Source organism: Pseudarthrobacter sp. CCNWLW207, from assembly GCF_037203945.1.
GTDB lineage: Bacteria > Actinomycetota > Actinomycetes > Actinomycetales > Micrococcaceae > Arthrobacter.
In genome coordinates this window covers 66,484-89,634 of the sequence record NZ_JBBCBS010000002.1, presented here as the reverse complement: position 1 = coordinate 89,634, position 23,151 = coordinate 66,484, and the positions used below count along the sequence as shown (strand labels likewise).

Below are 23,151 nucleotides of genomic sequence, written 5' to 3'. Positions count from 1 at the left end.
ATGGCCGATCCAAAAATTCCCGCAAACGAGGCACAGCCCGCGCAGCGGCCCCTCATCATGCGTTATGCAGCCCGCTCGGACGTGGGCCGCATCCGCGCCAAGAATGACGACTCCGCCTATGTGGGCCGCCACCTTGCGGTCGTCGCTGATGGCATGGGTGGCCACGCCGGCGGTGACGTTGCCTCCGCCGCAACCGTCCTGGACATGCTGCACCTGGATCACGGGGATTACGACGGCGACGCCGGCACCGTGCTTGCGGATGAAATCCAAACAGCCAATTCCCTCCTGTCCGAGCTGGTCCACATCAATCCCAAGCTCGCCGGCATGGGAACCACCGTCACCGCCCTGCTCCTTGCCGAAGGCAAACTGCACTTCGCCCATATCGGGGACTCCCGCGCCTACCGCCTTCGCGACGGCGTTTTCGAGCAGGTGAGCGTCGACCACACGTTTGTGCAGCGGCTCATCGATGAGGGCCGGCTCCGGCCCGAGGAAGCCGAGACGCATCCGCACAAAAACGTCCTGATGCGCGTTCTCGGCGACGTCGACGCCAGCCCGGAACTCGACCTCGACACCTTGGACGTCAAGCCCGGGGAACGCTGGCTTCTCTGCTCGGACGGCCTCAACTACGTTGCCGGGCACGTAGTGGAACGGACGGTCCGGGAGACGAAGGACCTCCGCGAATGCGTCGAGACCCTCGTGAACCTGACGCTGGAAGCCGGCTCACCTGACAACGTCACCGTGGTGATGGTGGAAATAGCGGAGGAAACGCGCGACGACGTCAGTACCGCCGCCGTGGAAATCATCCCTCCCGCGTCAGTCACCGCAGTCGTCACACCCAGCGAGCCCGCCGGTCCGGCGGCACAGCAGCCACCTGCTGCCGGGGACGCGGCCGAGCCCAAACCGGCAGAAGCGCTCCCCTCAGGGAAATCTGGCGAAGAAAAGCCTGATGCAGGAAGGGCCGACGCCGAAAACCCGGACGAAGCCAAAGCTGATGCGGGGCAGTCCGGCAAGGGCGAAAGCGCCGATTCCACAGACCCGCACCTCGGCGAACATCTCTCCGCCGAAGTCCTCCGGGAGGAACTGGCCTCCCGCCCGCACGAACTTGTGGGCGCCGCAGCCGCAGCGGCAGAGTCCGGCTCCATTCCCACTATCGCCGGCCGTACGGTAGCCCGACGCGCGGCCACGGTGCTGACGCACAAAGCCGACCAGCAGTCCGTCGATGCAGATGAATCCTTCCTTCAGCCGAGGCCTCGCCGCTGGGTCACATGGTCCATCGCGGCCTCGGTCCTGGTGGTCCTCACAGTCGGGCTCTGGCTCGGCTACGCGTGGACACAGACGCGCTACTACATCGGCGAATACGATTCCCGGGTCGCCATTTACAACGGAGTCTCCCAGCGCCTCGGCCCTATCCAGCTCTCCAGCCTTGAAGCCGTGACGGAAATCCGGATGGACTCGCTGCCGCCGTTCTCGCAGCAGCGAGTCCGCCAGACCGTCCCGGCGCGGGACCTTTACGACGCCCAGCGGATCGTTAAGAACCTTGAGCGGACGGGCACTACCTCCCCGGCTGACGAATGCCCGTCGCCGACTACCGGCGCCACAACGACCCCGCCCGCACCGGCACCCACAGAAACGGCAGCGCCCGCACCCTCTCCGTCGGATCCGGCAGCAGCGCCGGCTCCCACGTCGCCCTCACCAAGTCCTACCGTCACCTGCGAGGGCACCCCATGAGCCAGCTAAGTACTATCCCCAAACCCAGGCGGAACGTCGAACTGCTGTTGTTGTTGCTTGCCCTGTCGGTGGGAATCGGCGCCAACATGTTGGTCGGTGTGGATCAGGAAAAGGCTTTTGATACCGATTTCTGGTTCCAGTCCAGCCTGCTCGCCGTCGCCGCACTGGCATTCCATGTGGTCCTGCGGATCCGGGCGAAATATGCCGATCCGGTAATACTTCCCCTTGTTGTAGCGCTAAACGGTCTCGGCCTCGCCATGATCCACCGACTGGACGGGCCCGGCGATGACACCGGCAACGACCAGCTCCGCTGGACATTGGTCGCTATGGCCGTGGCGATCGCCGTTATTTGGTTCCTCAAGGACCACCGGGTCCTCCGACGCTTCACTTATATTTCCCTCGCAGCCAGCGCACTCTTGCTCGTCTTGCCGCTGGTACCGGGAATCACAGCCGGCGAAATCCTGGGCGCCCGTGTGTGGATCAGACTCGGCCCATGGACCTTTCAGCCGGGCGAAATTGCCAAGATTACGCTTGCCATCTTCTTCGCAGGCTACCTTTCGTCAAACAGGGACCTGATCCTGCTGGCGGGGCGGAAGATCGGCCCGCTGCAATTCCCTCGGTTCAAGGACATGGGTCCGATGATCACCGCCTGGCTGGTGAGCATCGGCGTGCTCATCTTCCAGCGGGACCTTGGTTCCTCTGTCCTGTTCTTCGGCTTGTTCATCGTGATGATCTACGTGGCCACCAGCCGGATCAGCTGGGTAGTGATCGGCGTAGCACTCATCCTGGGCGGCGGCTTTGTGGCTTCGAAGGTGTTCTCCCACGTTGGCCTGCGCATTGATGGCTGGCTCAACGCCTTCACCGACGAGGTCTATGGACGGCAGTTCGGCGGCAGCTTCCAGATTGTTGAAGGCCTCTTTGGCATGGCCAACGGTGGCCTCGTAGGGACGGGTCTCGGACAGGGCCGGCCCAACCTCGTGCCCTTTTCCAACAGCGACATGATCATTGCCTCGTTCGGTGAAGAGCTCGGACTCATCGGGCTGTTCGCCATCGTCATGATGTTCCTGCTGCTCTTCACGCGCGGCTTCCGGGCAGCCCTGGGCACCCGCGACGCCTTCGGTAAGCTCCTCGCCTGCGGCCTGTCGTTTGCCATCGCGCTGCAGTGCTTTGTGGTGATAGGCGGCGTCACGCGCCTCATTCCGCTCACCGGCCTAACCACGCCCTTCCTGGCGGCGGGCGGTTCCTCATTGCTCGCCAACTGGATCATCGTGGGCCTGTTGCTGATGATTTCGCACACGGCAAGGGGGCCAGTGGACACCACCCCGTTGCCACCTGCCAAGGGCGCGGAATCCAACGGAATTGACACACCAACCGAGGCGGTGAAGCACCTGTGAACCAGGCAATACGAAACTCATGGGTCGCCGCGATCGCGATGTTCGCACTGATTTTCGGTGCTCTGAGCTACGTGCAAGTGATCGGGGCGGACGACCTCAAGGCCAACGCCTGGAACAAGCGCGCCATCCTGCAGGACTACTGCAATGACCGGGGTGCCATCATTGTGGGCGGCACGCCGATAGCCGAGTCGGTTGAAGGCTCGGAGACGTGCAAGTTCCAGCGCACCTATTCCCAGCCCGAACTCTATGCAGGCATCACCGGCTATTTCTCTCAAAACTATGGAGCCACAGGGCTGGAAATTGCGATGAATGACCAGCTGGCCGGCAGCTCCGACCAGCAGTTCCTGGACCGGATAGGCCAGCTGTTCCTCGGAAACCAGCCCAAGGGCGCCTCGGTGGAGCTGACCATCGATCCTCGGATCCAACAGCTCGCCTACGACCTCATTCCGGACGGACAGCGCGGTTCCATTGTGGTGACCAACCCCAAGACGGGTGCCATCCTGGCCATGGTGTCGAAGCCCTCCTACAACCCCAACCTCATCGCTACCCAGGACCCCACTGCTGAGAGCACGAATATCAACGAGCTCGTCAAGGTCCCCGGTATCAACCTGAACCAGTCGGTCAGCGGCCCGACCGGTGAGCTCCTAGCCCCCGGCTCTGTGTTCAAGCTCGTTGACACCGCCGCGGCGCTAAATTCGGGCAAGTACAACAAAGACAGCCAGCTACCCAACCCTGCCGAGATGCCTTTCACCGGCATCTCGTACAAGCTCCCCAACTATGCCGGGGGCAACTGCTACACCAGGGACACGGCTTCCTTCGCCTTCGCCCTGCAGCAGTCATGCAACACGCCCTTCGCCAGCATCGCCCTGGACCTGGGGCGCGACGCCATCGCCGAACAGGCGAAGAAGTTCGGGTTTGGCGAGAGTCTGGGGGACCAGCTGAAACTTGATTACGCTCTGCAGGGCTTCCCCGATAACTTGGACGAACCGGGGCTGGCCCAGTCCGCCATCGGCCAAAAGGATGTCCGGGCAACGCCGCTCCAGATTGCGCTGATGACGGCGGCAATAGCGAACGATGGCGTCCAGATGAGCCCAAGCCTGGTCAAGACCCTTCGCTCACCGGACCTCCGCGTCCTGGAAGAACCCCAGCCGACGCCTCTGCGCACGTCAACCACGCCCGACATCGCCAACCAGATCACCGAATGGATGACCAGTGCGGTGAGCGAGGGCATCGCCCGCGGCGCGGCCGTTCCCGGCGTTCAGGTGGCCGGCAAGACAGGTACGGCGGAATTGGGCAATGGCCTGAACAACTCCTGGTTCACGGGCTTTGCCCCCGCGAACAACCCGCAGGTGGGTGTCACGATCGTCATGGAAGGCGTAGACATCACCACCGGCGCACAGCTAACCAGTCCGAACGCGAAGAAGATTTTTGAGGCGGTGTTGAATAAGTGAGGCCTACAACAGGAATCACCCTCGGCGGCAGATTCCAGCTGACCACGCGGATTGCGATCGGCGGCATGGGAGAGGTCTGGAAAGCCAAGGACCAGGTCCTGGGCCGGATCGTCGCCATCAAGGTGCTCAAGGAGGAATACACCGGCGACCCCGGCTTCCTGCAGAGGTTCCGTGCCGAGGCACGCCACACCGCGCTCCTGAACCACGTGGGCATCGCAAATGTCTTTGACTACGGCGAGGAAGAGGGCTCCGCCTACCTCGTGATGGAACTCGTCCCGGGCCAGCCGCTGAGCAGCATCATCGAGCACGAGCAGGTGCTGTCCCCGGACCGGACCCTGTCCATGATCGCGCAGACCGCCCGGGCTTTGTCCGTCGCCCACGCCCAGGGACTGGTCCACCGCGACATCAAGCCGGGCAACCTCCTGATCACTCCCGACGGCCGGGTCAAGGTCACCGACTTCGGCATTGCCCGCCTGGCCGACCAGGTCCCGCTGACCCAGACCGGGCAGGTGATGGGCACGGCCCAGTACCTCGCCCCGGAGCAGGCAACAGGCCAGACCGCCACTGGTGCCTCGGACATCTATTCGCTCGGAGTGATCGGCTACGAGTGCCTTACCGGGCACCGGCCGTTCTCCGGCGAATCCCAGATCGCCATTGCCCTGGCGCAGGTCAACGATGCCCCGCCGCCGCTGCCCGATACGCTGCCCAAACCGGTCCGTGCCCTCCTGATGTCCATGTTGGCCAAGGATCCCAAGAACCGGCCGGCCAACGCCATCAAGCTGTCCGAGGCCGCCGAGGCTATCCGCAACGGCGACATCAGCGCCGCACACGCCGCCGTCCCCGGAATGCTGTTGTTCGAAGCTGCCACCGGGCCCATCACGGCCCCGGTGAATGTTGCCACCGCGCCCACGGGCATCATCGGCGGGCAGAAGGACAGCTCCACCACGTCCACCTCCGCACTGCCGGTACTGGGTGCCGCTGCCGCAGGTGCGGCAGGCGGTGCCGCAGCAGGCGCTGCTGCTGCCAACGCCGCCGGCACCGGCACTGGAGCCGCCGGTACGCTGTCGCGGGCCGATGCGCTTGCTGCAGAACGCTCCTGGGTCCAGGAAGAAGAGACGTACGACGACGAACCTGCCGACGAGCCCCAGCGGCGGGGCCGGAGCCCTTGGACTTGGCCCCTAATCGCCTTGATCCTGCTGGTGCTCTTCGCGCTGGTCGGTTTCTTCCTGTCCCAGCAAGGCATCCTGTTCCCTCCGAGCAATCCCACCAGCTCCGCGCCCAGCACGACATCCAGCAGCCCAAGTCCGACAACAACGTCCGCATCGCCCACTCCCACCTTGACGACGCCACCGCCAACGCCCACGCCCACCCCGACGCCCGAAACCGTAAACATCATTTCCGCGGCCTACCTGGGCAAGGACTACCGCCAGGTCCAGTCCTCCTTGGAAGCGTTGGGCCTCTCGGTGACCGTCCTTCCGCAGCAGAGTGCTGAGACGGCCGGAACGGTACTGGAAATCAACCCGACCGGAACCGTTCCCAAGGGCACGGCCGTCACCATCATCTACGCCGTACCGCTCCCGACGGCCACTCCGGTTCCAACAACGACGCCGAAGGCTACCGCCAGCGAGACCGCCCTGCCCGACTGCACCACTGGCCAGTTGCCGGGCGTGCCCGCCACCTGCAAGCCGTAGCCTCCGGGACGCCCAGTGACTGACACGCCCCGTACGCCGTCGCACCGTGAGGACAGCCTCCCGGTGGATAACCAGCGTGTCCTGAGCGGCCGCTACGAACTCGGCGGGCTGATCGGGCGCGGCGGAATGGCGGATGTCCACAGGGGGGTGGACACCAGGCTGGGCCGGACCGTTGCCATCAAGCTGCTCCGCCCCGACATGGCCCGGGATCCGCAGTTCCAGGCACGGTTCAAGCGCGAGGCGCAGGCCGTCGCCGCATTGAACCATCCCTCCATCGTTGCCATCTACGACACCGGCGAGCACACGGTTCCGGACGGAACGGAAGACAGCATCCGCGTTCCCTACATCGTGATGGAGTTTGTGGAAGGCAAGACCATCCGGGACCTCATCAGGGCCAAGGAAGTCAGCATTGACCAGGCCATCGAGTTCGCCTTGGGCGTGCTCGCGGCACTGGAGTACAGCCACAAGGCCGGCATCGTGCACCGGGACATCAAACCGGCCAACGTGATGTGCTGCGAGGGTACCAACTCCGTCAAGGTGATGGACTTCGGCATCGCCCGGGCTATCGCCGATTCGTCGGCCACCATGACCCAGACCCAGGCCGTAGTGGGCACGGCGCAGTACCTTTCGCCGGAGCAGGCCCGTGGTGAAACCGTGGACGCCCGCAGCGACCTCTATTCCGCCGGCTGCCTGTTGTACGAAATGCTCACGGGCCGCCCGCCGTTCATTGGGGACAGTCCGGTTTCAGTCGCCTACCAGCACGTCCGGGAGATCCCGGAACCTGCGAGCAGCGTTAATCCCGAGGTGTCGCCGGCGCTGGACAGCGTCCTGGCCAAGGCCCTGCTCAAGAACAGGGCTGACAGGTTCCAGGACGCGGCGGCATTCCGGCGTGCCCTTCGCGCCGCCCGGGCCGGAGTGCCGGTTCCGGACGTTTCGGCAACCGAGGCGCCGACGGATCCGAACGACCACGTTCCGACGCCGGAACGTACGCCCGCCACCGAGGCCTTCGCTTTCACTGGTGCCAGTTTCCTGGACGACGCCCCCACCGGCCGGCTGCGGGCCACGTCCAACAACCACTCCAACGGGAACTCCCTGGCCGCCGGAGCGGCCGGAGCGGCCGCAGCCTACGAGCCGCCGGACGCGGATGAGCTTCCCCTCGGCCTCCCGCCGGAACGGGAGCGGAGCCCGCGGCAGAAGTCCCGTCGTCGTGCTTGGATAGTCACCCTGGTGATCTTCACACTCCTGGTCCTTGCCGGCGGCGGCCTGTGGCTCTACAACACCGTAAACAGGCCAGCCCCAGCAGCTCCCAAGGTGGAGATCCCCGTAGTGGCCGCCATGACGGAGTCCGCGGCCCTGCAGGAGCTCTACGGGGCCAACCTGCGCCCACAGATCAAACGGGCCCAGCACGATACCGTTCCCAAGGGGACAGCAATCGGAACGGACCCGGCGGCCGGAACATCGCTTGATCCCAATTCCGAAGTAATCCTTAACATCTCCGATGGCCCCAGCGCGGTCAAGGTACCGGAGAACCTGCCCGGGAAGACTGAGGCAGCAGCCCGGGACGTCCTGCGCCAAAGCGGCCTGGTGGGCGCCCCGACCACCACTATGGCCAACAGCGCCACCGTACCGGCCGGCATTGTGATCACCACCAGCCCCGCCCCCGGACAATCGGTGGCCGTCGGCAGCACCGTGGAGATTGTGGTCTCCACCGGGAAGGTGGCCATGCCGGAACTGCGCGGCCGTACCCGTGCCGAGGCCGAAACTGCCTTGAAGGAACTGGGCCTTGTTCCGAATGTGCAGGAAGTGGAAAACTCCCAGGTCGAAGCCGGCCGGGTGACGGACCAGAGCGATCCCGTCAACGCCGCTGTCGAACAGGGGAAGACCATCAACATCGTGGTGGCCAAGGAGCCGCCACCGCCGGTAACTCCCACACCGACGCCGACTCCCACCCCGTCAGCCACCAAAAAAGGCTGACCCCGCGTCCTTCACGGAACGCGGGGCCAGATGTGCCAGACAGCTGCACTGCGGCGGTCAGCAGCGCCTAATGGTCAGTGCTGGATGAGCGGACTCAGTTTGGCGGCCCGGGATGCGGCACCGGCCATGCCCAGCGATTCGAGCCAGTTGCCCAACATCTGGTAGCCGCCCTCCGTCAGCACGGACTCAGGGTGGAACTGCACGCCGCACAGCGGCGCCGTACGGTGTTGCAGGCCCATAACCACGCCGGTAGAAGTTTCCGCAGTGATCTCCAGGACGTCCGGGATGGTGTCGCGGACGGCTGCCAGCGAGTGATACCGGGTGGCGGTCACGGGGGAGGGGAGGCCTTCAAAAACACTCGTTCCGTGGTGCTCCACCAAAGAGGTCTTGCCGTGCATCAGCTCAGGGGCATGGGTCACTTTGCCGCCGTAGGCCTCGGCCAAAGCCTGGTGGCCCAGGCAGACACCGAACATGGGCTTGTTGTTGTCCCCGCACCACTTGATCAGTTCGATGCAGACTCCGGCTTCCGCCGGGTTGCCTGGGCCGGGCGATATGAGGACACCGTCGCGCGTTCCTGCCATTTCGATGGCTTCTGCCAGCGTGACATCGTCGTTGCGCACCACGGTGGTCTCGGCGCCGAGCTCCTGGAGGTATCCCACCAGGGTGTATACAAAGCTGTCGTAGTTGTCTACGACCAGGATCTTGGTTGTGGTCATGGCTGGGTTGCAGAACCAATCGTTGAGTCGGTGAATGGGGTGAAAGTGGACATCCAGGGGAACAGGAACTGGGCCATCAGGACCAGGGCGGCGAAGACAAGCAGCACCGAAGTGGCGATCCGCAGCCAAAGGGGGCCCGGCAGGTGCCGGAAAATCCAGGCGTACATGATCAGCCCTCTCCGATCGCGGCGGCCACCTGGGCCGCTATCTCAGCCGGGGGGCCCGCCGAGGCAGGCCGCCAGCTGTCCAGGAGCGCATAGGCGATAATGCGTTCCTGGGAGCCGAAGCGCGGGTTGCAGCTTGTCATGGTGAGGAAACTTTCGGTGGGTGTGAGGCCGGGCCTGGTGGGCACCGGTTCCAGCACATCGGTCCGGGATGGCAGCACAATCTGGTTGTTGCGGAAGACATACACGTAGTAGCCATCCTTGGTCTGGACGTAGATTTTGTCCCCGGGTACCAGGGTGTGGATGCTGTCCAGGACTGCGCCGTGTGTCTGCCGGTGGCCGGCCACCGCAAAATTCCCCACGGCCCCGGGCATTGCAGTGTTGCTGTAGTGGCCCAGCCCCAGGGTATCCAGCACATCACCGGTAGTGCCTTGGACAATGGGCCGGGTGTAGTTCGCACCGAAGCGCGGAATGTACATGATGCCGATGGTTCCGGCGTGTCCGGGGGCCGCAGAGACTACGGGTGCTCCGTAATTCACGGCGCCGGGGGCCGAGGGCGAACTGGTGGGCGCATCCGCGCCGAGATCCTGTGCGAATTCCTTGATGATGGCGCTCTGCCTGGCGTCCGATTCCACGTTGGTCCACCACAGCTGCCAGCCCACAAAAAGCAGCAGGACGATGCCCGCCGTGATGAGCAGCTCGCCCAGCACCTGGACAGTCCCACGCAGAATCACGACGCCGGGCCCCGGCGCAGTGCCGGTCCTCGCCTTCTCCTGCAATACCACGCGTTCTCCTCCGGGCGGTCACCACGGGCGCTGGTTGGCCCTGAACTACGGCTAGAATTGGCTGCTAGTAAGAATCCAGATTTGACCAAGATCGCGCAGACCGCTGGCAATTTCCTTCTTGCAGGATATCAAGCCCGGGTCGCCGAGCTTGCCTCAGCCGCAAGGAGAGCACGTGCCCGAGTCCAAGCCACGCAAGAAGACTTCCACCCCGGCCCAAGCGGCTTCGTCCACGCAGGCGTACAAGCCGAACCCCGTGTGGTTCAAGCCTGTCATGTTCGGCCTCATGATCATCGGGCTGCTCTGGATCATCACGTTCTATATCAGCGAAGGCCAGCTTCCGGTCAAGGCCTGGGAATCATGGAATATCGTCGCCGGGTTCGGCATCGCCATCGTTGGCTTCCTGATGACCACCCGCTGGCGTTCGTAGCGTCCGGAGTATGATCCCCGGCCCTGGCGGCACCGTTCTTGGCGACGACGGACTCTTCCGTCCGCCCTGGGCCGCCGTTGATCCCCTCCTCCGGGAGTACTACGACACCGAGTGGGGCCTGCCGGTCCGGGACGAACAGGGCCTCTACGAACGCATCAGCCTGGAGGGTTTCCAAGCCGGCCTGTCCTGGGCCACTATCCTGCGGAAACGCCCGGCTTTCCGCGCCGCGTTCCACCACTTCGACCCGGATATCGTAGCCACTTTCACTGAAGACGATGTGGAGCGGCTGCTGCAGGACCCCGGGATTATCCGGAACCGGCTCAAAATCCGGGCCGCCATCACGAACGCGAAGGCGGTCATAGCCCTGCGCAGCGAAGGCGGGCTCGTGAACTTCGTCTGGAGCTTCCAGCCCCCCGAGACGCCGCAGCCGCTCACACATTCCGATATCCCCACCCAGTCCCCGGAATCGGTTGCGCTCTCCAAGGCGCTCCGCAAGAAGGGCTTCTCCTTCGTGGGGCCTACTACGATGTACGCGCTGATGGAGGCGATCGGGATGGTGGACACGCACCTGCTGGACAGCCACCGCCGAGGATCATCCGGGGTATGGCTGGATGCCCGCGAATAAGTCCGTGCCTGCGAGTTCTCCCCAGCTGTTCCTAAAGTTATCCACAATGTGAATAACTGACGCCCGGCGATTTACCGAAAGGGCCCGCAGATGCCCTCAATCAAGGCTTATGCGAACAGTGCCTTTGGCGAGGCAGTTATTAACAGTGTGGATTAGCTGTGGATAAGACTCGGCTCTCCCCACAGACGGGGCGGGAAACCGTGGCCGCAGCAAGTCCCGCTTCCGCGCTGGAACCGTTACTCCTGGCGGCGTACTGGATGATGGCTAGTTATGGAGACCCGGTTGAACGCGTTCATGGTGATCGCCAGCCAGCTGACCGCTGAGAACTCATCCGCGGTGAGGTGTCGCCGGGCATAGCCTTCCTCTACCTCCCGTGAGCGCGGATCCGGGAGTTCCGTGATGCTCTCGGCCAGCGCCAGCGCAGCACGCTCCCGGTCTGTGAACAGGGCCGTGTCCCGCCACGCGGGAAGTACCGCAAGCCGTTGGGGGGATTCGCCGTTTTCAACGGCATCGCCGACGTGCATGTCCAAGCAGAACGCGCAACCGTTGATCTGCGAAATGCGCACGTACATCAGTTCAATGATCGTTTCATCCACTCCGGCGGTGGCCGCTGCCTCGCGTGCCTTGAGTCCCAGGCCGTTCAGCGATCGCCACATGGCCGGGTGCTGCTTGTCTAGGAAGATGTTTCCGGTGTTGCGGCCCATGGGCCCTCCTGATTCTGGGTTGCGTCGGCGGCGGGGCTTGCCGGTGCGCCGATCCGCGTGGTTATCCACTTGCTAACACACGACTACCCACAACTTATCCACAGATGTGGACAACATGCATGAGTACACACGGTTTTTTCCCCGCAGAGGCTCCGCAGAGCCTCGCGTCGACCATGAACTACACGCCTGTGAGTTATTAACACTGTGAATAACCATGTTGAAATCCGGCCGATATAGCTTGCTCAGCGCCTCTCCAGCCCCAGAAAGCCAGGGATATCCACAGATGCAGCTCCAAAGCGCGTGATTGTCCACTTAACCACAGGGACATCCCCAGCAGTTATCCACAACTGTGGACGTACGCCGACCCTTGCGTACCAGCCAGTGCGCCGTTGCAGGCTTCTGGCAGTATCGGGCCTTGAACTACAGCCGTGTAAGTTACCAACAATGTGGATAAACCCTGTGGAAAACCTCCGTCGGCATTCCGGACACAAAAAGACCCCGGTGTCCAAGGGACACCGGGGTCTTCGGTAAGAGCGGCTACAGCGCCAAAATCAGCCCGCCGTGACGCGGACCCAGCTCACGAGAATCAGCAGCCCAAAAACGGCAACCAGGCCAGCTGCCTGGAGCAGGCCCTGACGCGGGCCGCGCGGCGTGTACGCTACCACTGCAGCGCACAACGCCCCGGTGATGAGGCCGCCCAAGTGGGCCTGCCAGGCGATCTGGGGGATCAGGAAGCCGATGACGCCGTTGATGGCTATCAGCACCCATAGCTGGCGCGTTTCCCCGCCCCGATGCCGCTGGACCAGGAGCATCGCCCCGAAGAGTCCGAAAATGGCACCGGATGCCCCGACCACTCCGGCGAGCTGCTGGCCTGGGACCAGCAGCGGGTTGAGGAGCAGATAGCCCACCGAACCGCCGACGGCAGAGATCAGGTAAACGGCCAGAAAGCGTACCCTGCCCAGAAGCGGCTCGAGGGCCTGCCCGAAAATCCACAGCGTGTACATGTTCAGCACGATGTGGAGGACTGAATCTGGAGAGTGCAGGAACGCGGCCGTCAGCATGCGCCAAGGCTCAAACGCGCCGTAGGCGGGCGTCGCGAACACATTGTTGTACGCGAACTGTTCGTATACGGCGCCGCCGGGCACTATCCACTGCAGGACGTACATCAGCGCACAGACGGCGATAATTCCGTACGTGACGATGGGCTTGCCGGTTGTCACCGTACCGCCGTAGACGGTCCTGACGGCCGGCGTCGAACGTGCTGTTTCGTTGACGCAGTCAACACATTGGAACCCGACGGCGGCCGCGCGCTGGCAGTCAGGGCACGCGGGGCGCCCGCAGCGCTGGCACCGCACATAGGAGGGCCGGTCCGGGTGCCGGGGGCAGACCGGAACTTGCGCTGACGGCTCCGCCGCCGGGATTCCGTAACTCATTGGTGCTTGTTAGAGCTGTTCGATGTCAATGCTGTTGATGGTGACGTCCTCGACCGGGCGGTCGCCCATGCCGGTGCGGACACCCTCGATGGCGTCGACGACCTTCTTGGAGTCCTCGTCAGCCACCTCGCCGAAGATGCTGTGCTTACCCTGCAGCCAGTCGGTGGGGATCGTGGTGATGAAGAACTGGGAGCCGTTGGTGCCCTTGCCCATCTGGATGCCTGCGTTGGCCATGGCCAGCTTGTAGGGCTGGTTGAAGCTGAGCTCGGGGTGGATTTCGTCGTCGAACTTGTAGCCGGGTCCGCCCACGCCACGGCCCAGGGGATCGCCGGCCTGGATCATGAAATCCTTGATGATGCGGTGGAAGATGGTGCCGTTGTACAGCGGAGTACCGGTCTTGTCCTCACCGGTTTCCGGGTGGGTCCAGGCCTGCTCGCCCGTGGCGAGGCCGATGAAGTTCTTGACCGTCTTGGGGGCGTGGTTCCCGAAGAGGTTCACGACGATGTCGCCGAGGCTGGTGTGGATGGTTGCTTTTGCGGTTGCGATGGCAGTCATACCGCTTATTCTTTCACGGCCCGCCAAAGCGGCACGGGTGTGGACGGCAGTTCCGCGCTGGGTGAAATCAGCCTGAATTCCGGGCCAAGAATAGCCGGTGAAGGTCAATCCACGTAGGCTAACAACAGAACCGTCACATTAATCGGGAGGTAGTTGTGAAGAAATCGGATCGTATTGCCCGTGACCTTGAGCAGTCAGTCAACAGCGCGGTAGAGAACGCCAAGGACTGGGCAGCCCCCCGCGTGGAAGCAGCAGTGGACTGGGCCGTTCCCCGCCTGCAGCATGGCCTGGATACCGCATCTCCCAAGATCCAGGAAGGGCTTAAGACAGCCGCCCACAACCTTGCCGACGGCGTAGCAACAGTAACGCCGCGGATCCAAGACGGGCTCGCCCACCTGGCCCCAAAGATCCACGATGCTGTTGAAGGCACCACTCCGCGCCTTCACGAAGCGCTGGACAAAGCCACACCCGTGATCCTGAACGCCCGCGACCGCGTAGTGGTGGAGTACCTGCCACGCCTCTCGGACCAGATCGGCCAGGCGTCCGAAGCTGTTCACCGCACGCTGGAGAATGCTCCGTTGCACGTGGACGCCGTAGCCCAGCGGCTTGCCGATTCCGGAGTTGTGCACTCCATCCAGGAGCAGGCCCACACGGCAGGGACCCAGCTCAAGGCAGCCGCGCATGAAGCCGGCAAGGTGGTAGGCGTGCAGATCGCCCAGCCTGAGAAGCCCAAGAAACGCGGTTGGCTGGTCTTCGGCATCATCGCCGCCGCCGTGGCCGCTGGTGTTGCCGCGTGGAAGGCTTCCAAGCCGGTTGAAGATCCGTGGAAAACCCCCTCTCCGGTGACGCCCACTCCCGCCCCGGTACCCGCCACCACGGTCAACGACCTCAAGGAAACCGCAGCCGACGCCGTCAGCAATGTGGCAGCCGCTGCTGCCTCAGCTGCAGGAGCCGTTGCGGAAAAGGCCAAGGATGTCGCGGAAGATGCCCAGGAGGCTGCTGAAGATGCAGCCGACAAAGCCAAGCACGTCGCCGAGGACGCCAAGGACGCTGCCGCGAAGGCAACAACCGATGCCAAGACCGCGATGAAGAACATCGCCTCCAACATGAACGGATCCGCGGACAAGGACACCGTCTAGCAGTTCCAGGCGCTTTGCGCCGTCAGCTGAAGGGGTCCCGCCTGGTGCGGGGCCCCTTCAGTGTTTTCCCAGTGTTTGTCCGGACTTGAGCCGGCAGCCCGGGGGGCCGGTCACCGATCGATGCTAAATTTGAACTGATGTCAGCCGATAAATCCTCTGGGGATGCCTTGAACGACGCAGCACAGCTGCCCCGCGTGTCCATTGTCATTCCGGCTTACAACGAGGAAAGTGTGATCCGGCAGTGCCTCATCGCTGCCGTCTACCAATCGGTCCCGGCGCACGAGATCATCGTGGTGGACAACCTCTCCACAGACCGGACCGCGGCAATCGTGCAGCAGATGCAGCTGGAGTATCCGGAAAGCCCCATCATCCTGCTGAGCCAAGACCGCGACCAGGGGCTGATTCCCACCCGCAACTTTGGCCTGGACCATGCAACCGGTGACATTCTGGGCCGGATCGACGCCGACTCCGTCGTGGAACCGGACTGGGTGGAGCAGGTCCAGAAGGCATTCCAGGACCCTTCAGTCCAAGCGGCCACGGGACCGGTGGTCTACTATGACATGCCAATGCGCCGGTTCGGCCTCAAAGCCGACGACAAAATGCGCCAGCTGATGCTTAAGCTCGCCAAGCACCAATACCATTTTCTCTTTGGCTCAAACATGGCACTGCGTGCCTCGGCGTGGGAAACCATTCGGTCCGAGACCTGCCGTGATGAGAAGGATGAGATGCATGAGGACATCGATCTGTCCCTGCATCTTGCCGACCACGAACTCAAAGTGCAGTACTGGCCGCAGATGGTGTCCGGAATGTCTGCCCGCCGGCTGGAAGATTCGCCCCGCGACTACCGCTACTACGTGACACGCTTCGACCGGACGTACAAGGCCCACAACGTGAAGAAAATGGCTCTCAAGGCCCCCATGGTGGTCTTCTTCTCCGTTTACTTCCCAGCGAAGCTGCTGCGGGCCATCCACACCGTCAACACGGCTCAGCCGGTCCGCCGCGGCGGCCAGTAAGCACCTTCGGTACGGTCCTTACGGTCAGTCCGTTCCGAGCTCCGCGAGGCGGTCCGACGGCGGTTCGCCGTCCCGCGTGCCGTCCTCTGAATCCAAGCGCCGCCGTCGGGCGTTTCCGGACCGTTGTCCCAGGACGACGACGGCGAGTCCCACCAGGATCAGGGCCAACCCTGCGTAGGTTCCAGCCGGGAGGGTTTCGTCCAGGAAGACGGCCGCCAGCACCGCAGCGCCGGGGATTTCCAGCAGGATGATCATCGAGACCAGCAACGGGCTCATCGTTGCCAGCAGGTGGTTGAAGGCTGTGTGGCCCACCAATTGCGCACACACGGTGATGGCGATAATCCCCAGCCAGCCGCCGGCGTCGAACCCTGTCAGGGGTTGTCCGCTGAACAGGGCGAGGACGGCCACCAGTGCGGCGCACATGCCGTAGCAGAGCGTCGTGTACGTCCCTGTGGTCATGCTTTGCCGCGCCTTGCCGCCCGCCAGCGTGTACAGCCCGGCCAGGGCCCCGCCGGCCACCGCCAGCAGGTCGCCCAAGAGCGCCTCGGGGGAGCTCCCCATATCAAAACCCGTGATGGCAACGACGCCGCCGAAAGCTATGCCCAGGCCTGCCAGTACGGGCCAGCGGTGTTTCGTGCCACGAAATAGCTGGAAGACAGCAATCCAACCGGATTGAAGGCACACGAGGGCAGTCGCGGCGGCCACGGAGGTCAGCTGCAGTGAGGTGATGAAGCACGCGAAGTGCAGGGCCAGGGCGACGGCGGCAAGCAGCGACCAGCGGAACTCCCGGCCGGAAATGGCCCCGAACTGCCGCGGTTCGCGCACGAGGGTGGGTGTGGCCATCACCACCGCGCCTATGGCATTGCGCCAGAACGCGATGGCCAGGGCGCTGACAGTGGTGGCACCGAGGGTGGCCGCGATCAGCGGACCGGACGAGGCAACGCCCAGCACGCCGAGTGCCGCGATGAAGAAGTTCACTGTCCAACCCTACTTTTTCGAGTTAACCAAAAAGTATGGTGGAGGCACGGGGACTCGAACCCCGAACCCCCTGCTTGCAAAGCAGGTGCGCTACCAATTGCGCCATGCCCCCATAAGAAGCAACCCGTCAATCATACCCTAGAACCTGGGAGCCTCTTGCCAGCTCCCGGTCCGGGAATCCGTGCTAATCAACCGTATCGGTTGATTCGCTCCAGACCGTTTTCCGGGCCTCGGATTCCTGTGCTTTCCGGTAGAGCAGGACGCCTGCGATCGCAGCTGCAAGAACCAGCAACTTCTTCACATGCACCCCGTTCCGACTCAGTCCACCAACCGGAGGACTGAACCTTTCCTGAAACCTGCACAGGTTCCGTGGGCGTACCAGGACTTGAACCTGGGACCTCTTCGTTATCAGCGAAGCGCTCTAACCGCCTGAGCTATACGCCCCGATGCCTCATCGGGCCGAGATATGACTGTACAGCACATCCCGGCCCGATCTCAAATCGAGGCATTCCGCGGGAAAAACCCGCCGGAATTATGGGTTTTTCAGTCGTCCGTGAGGGTAACGCCGATACCGCCCACCAGGGTGGCGGAGATGTTGTACAGCACTGCAGACAACATGGACAACGCGGTCAGCAGGACCACGTTCACTACGGCGATGATGGTGGCAAAGGAGGCCACCTGCCCCAGCGACGCAACCTTCTTCAATTCGAAGCCCCCGCCTTCGGACCCGGCGAGGGTGCCCAAGAGACTGTCCACTTGGTCGAAGATGCCGGTCAGGTCCAGGACTGTCCAGAGCACGATGGCCGCAACGACCGTAACGATTCCCAAGGCCACAGACAGCAGGAACGCCATTTTCAGGACGGACCAGGGATCAACTTTGCTGACCAGCAGGCGCGCACGCCTGACCTTGGCTTTGGGGGCCGGCTTTACCAGTCCCGGACCGCCAGGCGCGGGTCGCTGCCCTGCCGTGGCGGGACGCTGAGCCGGGCGCTGGCCCTGTCCAGGCTGGGCCTGTCCAGGCTGGGCCTGCCCGGGCTGGGCCTGCGGACGCTGGCCTGCTGCTGCGGGGCGCTGGCCGGGCAGGCCTGCCGGAGCCGCCGGGCGCTGCTGGGGACGAACGGGGGCGTTCACTCGGGGGGCAGCCGCGGGCTGCCCCGTTCCGCCGGGAACATTGCTGTTCTGCTTGGGATATGAGTCGGGATTACTCACTCGTTACCTCCGGTGTAGTCTTCGTTCGGCTCAGCGTCGCCGGAGGCGTCCTCTGACTCAACGGCCGGTGCTGTCTCTGCCACTGCTGCTGACCCTGCGGACCCCTCGGGGGATCCGTCCTCTTCAGCCAACGTTACGTCATCCTCCAAGGATTCATCGCCCTCAAGACCGCGTTCGCTGTTCCGGGCCACTTCGATGATGCGGTCATTCTTGTCAGGTTTGGCGAAGATCACGCCCATGGTGTCGCGGCCCTTGGCAGGGACGCCAGCCACGGAGGAACGGACCACCTTGCCGCCTTCCATGACTACCAGGACTTCGTCTTCCTCCTGGACAATCAGGGCTCCCACGAGGTCACCGCGTTCCTCGGCCAGCTTGGCAACCTTGATTCCCAGGCCGCCGCGGCCTTGGAGCCTGTATTCCTCCACGGCGGTGCGCTTGGCGTAGCCGCCCTCGGTCACGATGAAAACAAAGGAGCCGTCCGTGACCACGTTGGCGGCCAGAAGTTCGTCTTCCTCACGGAATTTCATGCCGGTGACGCCGGACGTGGCACGCCCCATCGGCCGCAGTGCGTCATCGGTGGCCGTGAACCGGATGGACTGGCCCTTGCGTGAGACGAGAAGGAGGTCGTCCGATTCGGAGACCAGCTGGGCGGACACCAGTTCGTCCTCGTCCCGGAGGTTGATGGCAATGACGCCGGCGGAACGGTTGGTGTCGTAATCCTCCAGCCGGGTCTTCTTGACCAGTCCGCGTTTGGTGGCGAGGACCAGGTAGGGCGCGTGCTGGTAGTCCTTGAGGTCCAGTACCTGGGCGATGTGTTCGTCCGGCTGGAAAGCCATCAGGTTGGCGACGTGCTGGCCCTTGGCATCGCGGCCCGCCTCCACCAGTTCGTAAGCCTTGGCCCGGTAAACCCTGCCGAGGTTGGTGAAGAACAGCAGCCAGTGGTGCGTGGTGGTTACAAAGAAGTGCTCCACCACGTCGTCGCCGCGCAGCTGGGCGCCCTTGATGCCCTTGCCGCCGCGCTGCTGCGAACGGTAGTTGTCGCTGCGGGTCCGCTTGACGTAGCCGCCACGGGTAATGGTGACAACCATTTCCTCTTCGGGGATCAGGTCCTCCATAGACATGTCGCCGTCGAAGCCCATCAGGATCTTCGTGCGGCGGTCATCACCGTGCTTGGCCACGATCTCGGCCAATTCGGTGCTGATGATCTCGCGCTGACGCTCCTCCGAAGCCAGGATTGAGTTGTACTCCGCAATCAGCGCCTCGAGTTCTGAGTGCCGGTCCTGGATCTTCTGGCGTTCCAGGGCTGCCAGGCGGCGCAACTGCATGTCCAGGATGGCCCGGGCCTGCAGTTCGTCGATGTCCAGCAGTTGCATCAGCCCATCGCGGGCCGCCTCCGTGGTGTTCGAGGCCCGGATGAGTGCGATGACCTCGTCCAGCATGTCCAGGGCCTTGAGCAGCGCCCGCAGGATATGTGCTTCTTCCTCGGCCTTGCGCAGGCGGTACTTGGTGCGCCGGGCGATAACGTCCAGTTGGTGGGTCACCCAGTGCCGGATGAAGGCATCCAGGCTGAGCGTGCGGGGCACTCCGTCCACGATGGCCAGCATGTTCGCGGAGAAGTTGCTTTGCAGTTCGGTGTGCTTGTAAAGGTTGTTCAGCACTACCTTGGCAACGGCATCGCGCTTAAGCACGATGACCAGGCGCTGGCCCGTACGGCCGGAAGTCTCATCGCGGAGGTCCGCGATGCCGGAGATCTTGCCGTCCTTGACCAGTTCGGCGATCTTGATGGCCAGGTTGTCCGGGTTGGCCTGGTAGGGCAGCTCGGTAACCACCAGGCAAGTACGGCCCTGGAGTTCCTCTACGTTGACCACAGCCCGCATCGTGACAGACCCGCGGCCGGTGCGGTAAGCGTCCTCGATGCCCTTGTGCCCCAGGATCGTGGCCCCGGTGGGGAAGTCGGGTCCCTTGACCCGCAGCAGGAGCTCTTCGAGCAGTTCCTCGCGGCTGGCGGTCGGATTCGCCAAGTACCACTGGACGCCGTCGGCCACCTCCCGCAGGTTGTGCGGCGGGATGTTGGTGGCCATGCCGACGGCGATGCCTGAGGAACCGTTGACCAGCAGGTTGGGGAAACGCGCCGGCAGGATGGTTGGTTCCTGGTTCTTGCCGTCGTAGTTGTCCTGGAAATCGACGGTTTCCTCATCGATGTCCCGGACCATCTCCATGGCCAGCTGCGCCATCTTGGTTTCGGTGTACCGCGGGGCGGCAGCACCGTCATTGCCAGGGGAACCGAAGTTTCCCTGTCCAAGCGCCAGCGGGTAACGCATGGTCCAGTCCTGGATCAGGCGGACCAAGGCGTCGTAAATGGCGGTGTCACCGTGGGGGTGGTACTGGCCCATGACCTCGCCCACCACACGTGCGCACTTGTTGAACGAGCGGTCGGGGCGGTACCCGCCGTCGAACATCGCGTACAGCACGCGGCGGTGCACCGGTTTCAGGCCATCGCGCACGTCAGGAAGGGCGCGGCCCACAATAACGGCCATCGCGTAGTCGAGGTAGGACCGCTGCATTTCGGTCTGCAGGTCCACCTGCTCTACGCGGTCGATCAGCACATCGCCTTCAAGCACGGTTTCCGGAAGATCGGCGGATTCCGCCTGGTTCTCGGGTGTCTCGTCACTCATCGTCTATATTTTCCGTTTCAGGTATATGTCAGTTCTGGAATATCAGTCGGGAGTACCGCTAGATATCCAGGAACCTGACGTCCTTGGCGTTCTGCTGGATGAAGTTTCGGCGCGATTCAACGTCCTCGCCCATCAGCGTGGAGAAGATCTGGTCCGCAGCCAGGGCATCGTCCATGGTGACCTGCAGGAGGGTCCGGTTGTCCGGGTCCATGGTGGTGTCCCAGAGCTCGGTGTAGTCCATTTCGCCCAGGCCCTTGTAGCGCTGGATGCCGTTGTCCTTCGGAATGCGGCGTCCGGCTGCCTGCCCCGACAGCAGCTTGGCATCGCGCTGTTTGTCGCTGAAGACGTAGTCGTGCGGCGCATTGGACCACTTGATGCGGTACAGCGGCGGCTGTGCCAGGTAGACGTAACCGTTCTCGATGAGGGGACGCATGTACCGGAAAAGGAGCGTCATCAGCAGCGTGGTGATGTGCTGTCCGTCGACGTCGGCATCGGCCATCAGCACGATCTTGTGGTACCGGAGCTTGCTGAGGTCGAAGTCCTCGCCGATGCCGGTGCCAAAGGCAGTAATCATGGACTGGACCTCGGCATTGCCCAGGGCCTTGTCCAGGCGTGCCCGCTCAACGTTCAGGATCTTGCCGCGGAGCGGCAGGATCGCTTGGGTTTCCGGGTTGCGGCCGCGCTTGGCGGAACCACCTGCGGAGTCACCCTCCACGATGTAGACCTCGCACCTTGCCGGGTCCTTCGAGGAGCAGTCCGAAAGTTTTCCGGGCATGCCGAAGGACTCGAGCGGGCTCTTGCGGCGGGCGTTGTCGCGTGCCTTGCGGGCCGCCATACGGGCCTGGGCCGCGGAAATTGCCTTACGGATAACGTCACGGGCCGGACCCGGATTGCGCTCCAGCCAGTCGCCGAGTCCGTCTGTGACAACGCGCTGGACAAAGCCCTTGACCTCGGAGTTGCCCAGCTTGGTCTTGGTCTGTCCCTCGAATTGCGGCTCGGCAAGCTTGACTGAAATAACGGCAGTCAGGCCCTCACGGATGTCATCGCCGGTGAGGTTGTCGTCCTTTTCCTTGATGATGCCCTTCTCCCGCGCGTAGCGGTTGATGAGCGAGGTCATGGCGGCGCGGAAGCCCTCTTCGTGCGTTCCGCCCTCGTGGGTGTTGATGGTGTTGGCGTAGGTGTGGACGCTTTCGGAATACGCGTTGGTCCACTGCATAGCCATTTCCAACGCAATACGCCGGTCCTTGTCCTCGGTTTCGAAGGCAATCACGTCCTCGTGGACGACGTCGACCTTCTTTCCGGAGTTCAGGTGCTTGACGTAGTCCAGCAGGCCGTCGTCGTACTGGTAGACCACGGTGCGGTGCTCTGCGGTGACCTCGCCCTCGGTAACCACGGCGTCCAGGTCCAGGTCGCCGTCGTTGTCCTCCGGGGAGGTGCGCTCGTCGGTCAGCGTAATGCGCAGGCCCTTGTTCAGGAAGGCCATCTGCTGGAAGCGGGCCCGAAGCGTCTCAAAATCGAACTCAGTGCTTTCGAAAATCCCGGCATCCGGGTAGAAGGTCTGCGTGGTTCCCGTGCGGTCCGTCTCCTCGCCCTGGACAAGGCCGCCCTGGGGCTTACCGCCGTCGGCGAAAGACATCCGCCAGACGTGTCCTTGGCGCCGGACTTCGGTGTCAACACGGCTGGAAAGTGCGTTCACTACGGAGATGCCCACACCGTGCAGGCCGCCGGAAACCGCGTAACCACCGCCGCCGAACTTGCCGCCCGCATGCAGGATTGTCATCACAACTTCGACGGTTGGCTTGTGTTCGGTGGGGTGCATGTCCACGGGGATTCCACGGCCATCGTCCACCACCTTGACGCCGCCATCGGCCTGAAGGACTACCTCGATGTGCGTGCAGTAACCGGCCAAAGCCTCATCTACAGAGTTGTCCACCACTTCATAGACCAGGTGGTGGAGGCCGCGCGGACCGGTCGAGCCGATGTACATGCCGGGGCGTTTGCGCACGGCTTCGAGGCCTTCAAGGACGGTGATGTCACTTGCACCGTATTCACGGGGGGTCACAGCGTCTGCCGGGGTGTCGGGGGTACGGGCATCCTCAACTGCGGGTTCCACTGCCTGGATATCTGTATTGTCGTTAGCCACAGGCGCTGTCGACTCCTCTGTTTTCGATGATGGCCGGCCGGAGTCCTTCCCCCAGGGAAAGCTTCGGCCAACAGGCACAAACTGATGGCGCTGGCGAGTTAGCTGACATGCGGAACCGCGATCCGCCAGCGGGAAGCGTGCGGAAAACGGACTCAGTCAACGTTTCACCGGCGCCCAGTTATCTGTTGCGATTCTATCGTGGATCGCGGCGTTCACCCGCATTCGGAGGGCCTCGGCGGCAGGCAATGTGCCTTTGTCAGGCCGTTGACCCCGCCTTGGGCGCCCCAGCGGTCCGGTCTCCGGGTTCCTATACACCCCACGGCCGTTGCATCGCCCTACACGCCCTT

20 protein-coding genes and 2 tRNA genes are annotated in these 23,151 nt (G+C 63.5%); 9 read left to right on the top strand and 13 right to left on the bottom strand.

The genetic code is table 11. The features are described from left to right. The 5 genes from V9L17_RS03455 to pknB are packed head-to-tail and all read left to right on the top strand — an operon-like array spanning nt 1 to nt 8,238. Nucleotides 1–1,728, top strand: a complete 1,728-nt coding sequence (locus V9L17_RS03455; RefSeq protein ID WP_337350470.1) for a PP2C family protein-serine/threonine phosphatase — start codon at nt 1–3, stop codon at nt 1,726–1,728. Beyond that, nucleotides 1,725–3,122: an FtsW/RodA/SpoVE family cell cycle protein gene (locus V9L17_RS03450; RefSeq protein ID WP_337350469.1), complete on the top strand. Its 1,398-nt coding sequence runs from the start codon at nt 1,725–1,727 to the stop codon at nt 3,120–3,122. The genes V9L17_RS03455 and V9L17_RS03450 overlap by 4 nt, the downstream gene beginning before the upstream one ends. After that, nucleotides 3,119–4,573, top strand: coding sequence for a peptidoglycan D,D-transpeptidase FtsI family protein (locus V9L17_RS03445; protein ID WP_337345195.1), 1,455 nt, complete (start codon nt 3,119–3,121; stop codon nt 4,571–4,573). Before V9L17_RS03450 ends, V9L17_RS03445 begins: the two co-directional genes overlap by 4 nt. Then, nucleotides 4,570–6,264, top strand: a complete 1,695-nt coding sequence (locus V9L17_RS03440) for a protein kinase domain-containing protein (RefSeq protein WP_337345194.1) — start codon at nt 4,570–4,572, stop codon at nt 6,262–6,264. The genes V9L17_RS03445 and V9L17_RS03440 overlap by 4 nt, the downstream gene beginning before the upstream one ends. A gap of 15 nt (nt 6,265–6,279) precedes the next feature. Then, the gene (gene pknB / locus V9L17_RS03435; protein ID WP_337350467.1) at nt 6,280–8,238 is read left to right on the top strand and encodes a Stk1 family PASTA domain-containing Ser/Thr kinase; all 1,959 of its coding nucleotides are present in this window, start codon (nt 6,280–6,282) and stop codon (nt 8,236–8,238) included. Nucleotides 8,239–8,312: 74 nt separating this feature from the next. Here the strand turns inward: pknB and V9L17_RS03430 are convergent, their stop codons facing one another. Genes V9L17_RS03430 through V9L17_RS03420 form a run of 3 tightly spaced genes read right to left on the bottom strand, consistent with a single transcriptional unit; the run spans nt 8,313 to nt 9,903 of the window. Further along, nucleotides 8,313–8,954 carry an anthranilate synthase component II gene (locus V9L17_RS03430; protein WP_337345192.1) on the bottom strand — a complete coding sequence of 214 codons (642 nt, stop codon included), beginning with the start codon at nt 8,952–8,954 and terminating at the stop codon, nt 8,313–8,315. Further along, a complete protein-coding gene (locus tag V9L17_RS03425) occupies nt 8,951–9,121 on the bottom strand; it encodes a hypothetical protein (protein ID WP_337345191.1) in 171 nt (56 codons plus the stop codon). Before V9L17_RS03425 ends, V9L17_RS03430 begins: the two co-directional genes overlap by 4 nt. A 2-nt stretch (nt 9,122–9,123) precedes the next feature. Next, nucleotides 9,124–9,903 (bottom strand): class E sortase, encoded by a 780-nt coding sequence (locus V9L17_RS03420; RefSeq protein ID WP_337345190.1) that lies wholly within the window; start codon nt 9,901–9,903, stop codon nt 9,124–9,126. A gap of 172 nt (nt 9,904–10,075) precedes the next feature. Here V9L17_RS03420 and V9L17_RS03415 point away from each other — a divergent pair, with 172 nt between their 5' ends. Both V9L17_RS03415 and V9L17_RS03410 read left to right on the top strand, forming a co-directional pair. Next, nucleotides 10,076–10,330 (top strand): cell division protein CrgA, encoded by a 255-nt coding sequence (locus V9L17_RS03415; protein WP_337345189.1) that lies wholly within the window; start codon nt 10,076–10,078, stop codon nt 10,328–10,330. Between the two features lie 10 nt (nt 10,331–10,340). Next, nucleotides 10,341–10,955: a DNA-3-methyladenine glycosylase I gene (locus V9L17_RS03410; RefSeq protein WP_337345188.1), complete on the top strand. Its 615-nt coding sequence runs from the start codon at nt 10,341–10,343 to the stop codon at nt 10,953–10,955. A 236-nt stretch (nt 10,956–11,191) separates the two neighbouring features. On the opposite strand, the gene V9L17_RS03405 is transcribed toward V9L17_RS03410, so the two are convergent. From V9L17_RS03405 to V9L17_RS03395, 3 genes are all read right to left on the bottom strand, one after another. Next, complete coding sequence (locus tag V9L17_RS03405; RefSeq protein WP_337350466.1) at nt 11,192–11,659, bottom strand: carboxymuconolactone decarboxylase family protein; 468 nt, start codon at nt 11,657–11,659, stop codon at nt 11,192–11,194. Nucleotides 11,660–12,210: 551 nt separating this feature from the next. Continuing rightward, a complete protein-coding gene (locus V9L17_RS03400) occupies nt 12,211–13,092 on the bottom strand; it encodes a rhomboid family intramembrane serine protease (RefSeq protein WP_337345186.1) in 882 nt (293 codons plus the stop codon). Nucleotides 13,093–13,101: 9 nt separating this feature from the next. Further along, on the bottom strand, nt 13,102–13,647 hold the full coding sequence (locus V9L17_RS03395) for a peptidylprolyl isomerase (protein ID WP_066288542.1): 546 nt from the start codon (nt 13,645–13,647) through the stop codon (nt 13,102–13,104). A 155-nt stretch (nt 13,648–13,802) separates the two neighbouring features. Between V9L17_RS03395 and V9L17_RS03390 the strand changes: the two genes are divergently transcribed. Together V9L17_RS03390 and V9L17_RS03385 are read left to right on the top strand one after the other, a co-directional pair. Next, nucleotides 13,803–14,786 (top strand): hypothetical protein, encoded by a 984-nt coding sequence (locus V9L17_RS03390; RefSeq protein ID WP_337350465.1) that lies wholly within the window; start codon nt 13,803–13,805, stop codon nt 14,784–14,786. Between the two features lie 137 nt (nt 14,787–14,923). Beyond that, nucleotides 14,924–15,799, top strand: coding sequence for a glycosyltransferase (locus V9L17_RS03385; protein WP_337345184.1), 876 nt, complete (start codon nt 14,924–14,926; stop codon nt 15,797–15,799). Nucleotides 15,800–15,823: 24 nt separating this feature from the next. On the opposite strand, the gene V9L17_RS03380 is transcribed toward V9L17_RS03385, so the two are convergent. From V9L17_RS03380 to gyrB, 7 genes are all read right to left on the bottom strand, one after another. After that, entirely contained in the window at nt 15,824–16,777 is a 954-nt protein-coding gene (locus V9L17_RS03380; protein ID WP_337345183.1) for a DMT family transporter, read from the bottom strand. A gap of 36 nt (nt 16,778–16,813) precedes the next feature. Beyond that, nucleotides 16,814–16,889 (bottom strand) — tRNA-Ala (locus V9L17_RS03375). A gap of 72 nt (nt 16,890–16,961) precedes the next feature. Beyond that, nucleotides 16,962–17,078: a DLW-39 family protein gene (locus tag V9L17_RS03370; protein WP_242633290.1), complete on the bottom strand. Its 117-nt coding sequence runs from the start codon at nt 17,076–17,078 to the stop codon at nt 16,962–16,964. A gap of 69 nt (nt 17,079–17,147) precedes the next feature. Further along, nucleotides 17,148–17,221 (bottom strand) — tRNA-Ile (locus V9L17_RS03365). 99 nt (nt 17,222–17,320) lie between these two features. After that, nucleotides 17,321–17,986 (bottom strand): DUF3566 domain-containing protein, encoded by a 666-nt coding sequence (locus V9L17_RS03360; protein WP_337350464.1) that lies wholly within the window; start codon nt 17,984–17,986, stop codon nt 17,321–17,323. Then, on the bottom strand, nt 17,983–20,661 hold the full coding sequence (gene gyrA, locus V9L17_RS03355) for a DNA gyrase subunit A (RefSeq protein ID WP_337350463.1): 2,679 nt from the start codon (nt 20,659–20,661) through the stop codon (nt 17,983–17,985). Before gyrA ends, V9L17_RS03360 begins: the two co-directional genes overlap by 4 nt. Before the next feature lie 58 nt (nt 20,662–20,719). Further along, nucleotides 20,720–22,804: a DNA topoisomerase (ATP-hydrolyzing) subunit B gene (gyrB, locus tag V9L17_RS03350; protein ID WP_337350462.1), complete on the bottom strand. Its 2,085-nt coding sequence runs from the start codon at nt 22,802–22,804 to the stop codon at nt 20,720–20,722. Nucleotides 22,805–23,151 lie beyond the last annotated feature (347 nt).